Raw genomic sequence first — 3829 nt, 5'->3', positions numbered from 1 at the left:
CGTCACCCCGGAGGGTTCAGTTAGCTTCCCGCGCTCGACTTGCATGTATTAGGCACGCCGCCAGCGTTCGTCCTGAGCCAAGATCAAACTCTCCAAAAAGTGACGCACAGGATGTGCTAACTTCTGCGTTGGTCACACTAAGTAATACTTCGTAGCATTACTACACAGAAACAGCATTGCTGTTTCGAGGACGTGACCGAACTTAGCAGAAGCTCCTTTGAAAAGCTTCCATAAAGCTCATAATTCAAATTGCTATTAAAATAGCGAATTGACATACTGGTTGGTTTGTTCAGTTTTCAAGGTTCGAATGTCACCGTCTTTTAGCGACTAAATAATTATATCATTCAAGCATTTCATTGTCAATAACTTTTCGTATTTACAATGTTGTTGGCTTGTCGTTTTTGAAGCAACAATTAATAATTTAACATGGTTTGCTTTGTTACGCAATGGTTAAATTATGGTAATGAATATCTTGTTTTTTGCGGCCACCTGTTATGCCGACAAGAAATAATATACCATGGTATAAATCTATTATCAATAGGTTTATAAGGTCCAATTTTTTCCTTTTATCGAAATTATTTAATATAGGATTTTGACATTATTCCAAGTTAGTGACCATTTCTTTTCTTTTATTCTTTTTTTATAGATGGCAACCCGCTCTTCCTTCTCTAAAAAGTATGAAGTTGGTTTCACTTCCATATTCAAAACATCATCGATTCCATGAGGAGCACTCAATAGAACTTGACCATTATCATTTAGTTTTACTCCTAATGCTGTAACTGTTTCAGGAAATTTTGAGATTGCATCCACAGAGGAAGCATAAGGTGGAATCTGATTAACGAGGTGCATTCTCGCTTGATTTTTAACAGACCAAGGAACATCCGAGAATATTTGTTCTAACTGATTTTCATATTCTTTTTCCATTTCTTCATCCAGTATTGCTGAATCAAAATAAATTAGATCCACATCTGACATAGGTGTTCGTGGCTGAATACCGTGTAATGTATCCCAAATTTTCGACCGTACAAAGCCAGCACAAATCCACCAATCGGGTAAGTTTAGAGATTGCGCAGCCCGTAAAACTTCCATCATCCATTCATCGAACTCAATCGAGCTTATGATATCGTTTATTGTTTTCATAGATCATACTCTCCCTAAAAGCATATGTAACCTTTATTGTCTTGGTGCAAACAACATAACGGAGACACCCAACAAACATATTCCAGCACCTATCCAATCATATAAATCAGGAGTTTTCTTATCAATACCCCAACTCCACAGTACTGAAAAAACAATAAACACCCCTCCATAAGCAGCATATACTCTACTTGAAAAGTAGCGACAATTCCCATATAAAGCTAATGCACAGCCACCTGTTAATCCCCAATAAAAAGGTTTTCCTTCTCTTAACCAAAGCCAGATGAGATATCCTCCACCTATTTCGGCTATACCTGCGACGATAAATAGTATAAAAGCATAAACCATGAAGCCCACTTCCCTTGAATAAATCACTAACCGTATTATATCACCCTTTACAGACTGTAAAATCAAAAAAAGGAATAAGCGCAATCGCTTATTCCTTTCCTTTTAATAACCAGCTACTTCTTTTGATTCATACATTGCCATTAGATTGTATAAGGACTCTCTTTCCACATCATTTAATGGAACGAGTGGTAAACGTACGCCCCCTACAGGAACACCCATACGATTTAGCGCTTCCTTAACTGGAGTTGGACTTGGCGCTGAGAACAATGCTTTCATCATAGGTAAAATGTAACGGTGCATAGCTGCTGCATGAGTTACATCCCCTTTACGGAAGCTATGGATCATTTCCTGCATCTCATTTCCAATCACGTGAGATGAAACTGATACAATGCCAGTACCCCCAACAGCTAAGGTTGGTAGTGTTTGACTATCTTCCCCACTGTAAACACTGAAATCATCGGCCGTCTTACTAATGATTTCGGACACGCGATCTAAATCACCACTTGCTTCCTTTACCGAGACAATATTATCAATTTCAGAAAGACGAATAATGGTCTCCATTTCCATATTGATGACACTACGTCCCGGAATGTTATAAAGCATAATTGGTAGCGATGTATTTTCAGCAATCATACGAAAATGTTGATACAATCCTTCTTGTGAAGGTTTATTGTAGTAAGGTGTCACGAGCATAATACCGTCAACACCCGTCGCTTCAGCTTCCTTCGTTATTTCAACTGAAGCCCTTGTATTATTAGAGCCTGTTCCAGCAATGACAGGTACTCTTTTATCCACGACTTCAACGACAAACTGAAATAACTTTAATTTTTCATCATGTGTTAGGGTCGGTGATTCACCCGTAGTCCCCGCAACAACTAATCCTTCTGAACCATTGGCAAGTAAATAATTCACTAATCCTCTTGTTGCTTCAAAATCAATATCACCTTGTTGATCAAATGGTGTTACCATAGCTGTTAATACTTTACCGAAATTCATAACTTCACACCCTTTTCATCATATTTTATTTTTCTCTTAAGGTGTGGAGGACTTTAATAAATGAAAAAACAACAACGAGAGAGCTCGCTGTTGCAAATAGAACAATGGTTTATCGTCCTAAGCATTCGATAGCCCTCCATATAGTCTCCTATATGACAGTCCTGTATTTATTCAATACCAGAACCAGCTTCAGGAGTATGAGTCTCCATCCACTTCGGCAGATTCCCCTTTCCTTATGATTCCTAGGAGCTCATTCTCCTCCACATAAGTACTGATGGTTTCTGCACCTCTATCCTTACTTCAAAAAAGCTTTAAAATAAGAAAGTTTTCATTGATTAAGTACAACTTACCAGAAAAAAAACAAAAAGACAAGTTTTTTTCTTTACAATATTGTATGTTTTTTTGAACATTTTAAGCACAAATACTTAACATTAATAATAAAAGTCCAAATGAGGCTTCTCTTCCTCATAATAGTCAAGTCTATCCTGCAAGGTTCCTGTATGAAATTCGAATTTATGGCCATCTGGATCACAAAAGTAAATGGACTTTTTGTCACGAACATCCCTTTTTCTTCCCGCTAGTATGTGTACATTTAATCGTTTTAATTTTTGATACATATCCTCAAAATCTTTTTCTTCTATAGAAAATGCAATATGAGTGTATGATTTATGTATTTCATTTCGCGGGATATCTTTTTCCACGTTTAATGCGAGCCATAAACCCCCAAGGTCAAAATAAGCAGTATTCTTTCCCTTAACTAATAATTTTGCTTGAAATACGTTTTTATAGAACTCGATTGACTGTTCCAAGTTTGAAACAGAAAATAACAAATGATTGATTCCGTTAATCTTCAAGATAACCCCACCTCAATTTAAGAAATAATCTGGCAATTTATATGTTAACATGTTCCAATGTAATGTGAAGGTAGTTAGTGCTTATAAAGTTCTTCTAATAAGTAATTATATTTACACACTAAAAAATCCTCAAAATCAATTAAGATTCTGAGGATTTCATGTTGCCCAGCAACGTCCTACTCTCGCAGGGGAAAAACCCCAACTACCATCGGCGCTGGAGAGCTTAACTTCTGTGTTCGGAATGGGAACAGGTGTGACCTCTCCGCTATTGCTACTGGACCTGTGTTTTTGAAGGTGTTTTGAGTACCTTCAAAACTAGATAAGAAGTGAATCAAGGTGACGTTTGCGTTTGTGCGGCTAGCTGCGACTCCCAGGTCCTCGCCGTCATAAGCATAATCCCTTCCGTGGCAAAACCCGCCACTACAGGTATTCTGCTTATGCGGTCGGACCTAACCGGTCGTCTCCGCTTTTGGTTTTAAGTTAAGTCCTCGATT

4 protein-coding genes, 2 rRNA genes and 1 riboswitch are annotated in these 3829 nt (G+C 37.8%); all 6 genes read right to left on the bottom strand.

Annotated elements, in window-relative coordinates:
• A 16S ribosomal RNA gene (locus GH754_RS19235) occupies positions 1–99 on the bottom strand; the annotation flags it as partial.
• A gap of 480 nt (positions 100–579) precedes the next feature.
• On the bottom strand, positions 580–1140 hold the full coding sequence (locus tag GH754_RS19230) for a nucleotidyltransferase family protein (protein ID WP_153730268.1): 561 nt from the start codon (positions 1138–1140) through the stop codon (positions 580–582).
• Between the two features lie 33 nt (positions 1141–1173).
• Positions 1174–1485 carry a YnfA family protein gene (locus tag GH754_RS19225; protein WP_153730267.1) on the bottom strand — a complete coding sequence of 104 codons (312 nt, stop codon included), beginning with the start codon at positions 1483–1485 and terminating at the stop codon, positions 1174–1176.
• 102 nt (positions 1486–1587) lie between these two features.
• Positions 1588–2481: a 4-hydroxy-tetrahydrodipicolinate synthase gene (dapA, locus tag GH754_RS19220; protein ID WP_153730266.1), complete on the bottom strand. Its 894-nt coding sequence runs from the start codon at positions 2479–2481 to the stop codon at positions 1588–1590.
• 121 nt (positions 2482–2602) lie between these two features.
• Positions 2603–2781, bottom strand: a riboswitch (Lysine riboswitch).
• Positions 2782–2912: 131 nt separating this feature from the next.
• Complete coding sequence (gene fosM, locus GH754_RS19215; RefSeq protein WP_153730265.1) at positions 2913–3335, bottom strand: FosM family fosfomycin resistance protein; 423 nt, start codon at positions 3333–3335, stop codon at positions 2913–2915.
• Positions 3336–3498: 163 nt separating this feature from the next.
• Positions 3499–3614 (bottom strand): 5S ribosomal RNA (gene rrf / locus GH754_RS19210).
• Positions 3615–3829 lie beyond the last annotated feature (215 nt).

Source organism: Salinibacillus xinjiangensis (assembly GCF_009649735.1).
GTDB lineage: Bacteria > Bacillota > Bacilli > Bacillales > Alkalibacillaceae > Salinibacillus > Salinibacillus xinjiangensis.
The sequence above is the reverse complement of the archived record's forward strand: the minus strand, read 5'-3'. Positions and strand labels throughout refer to the sequence as shown.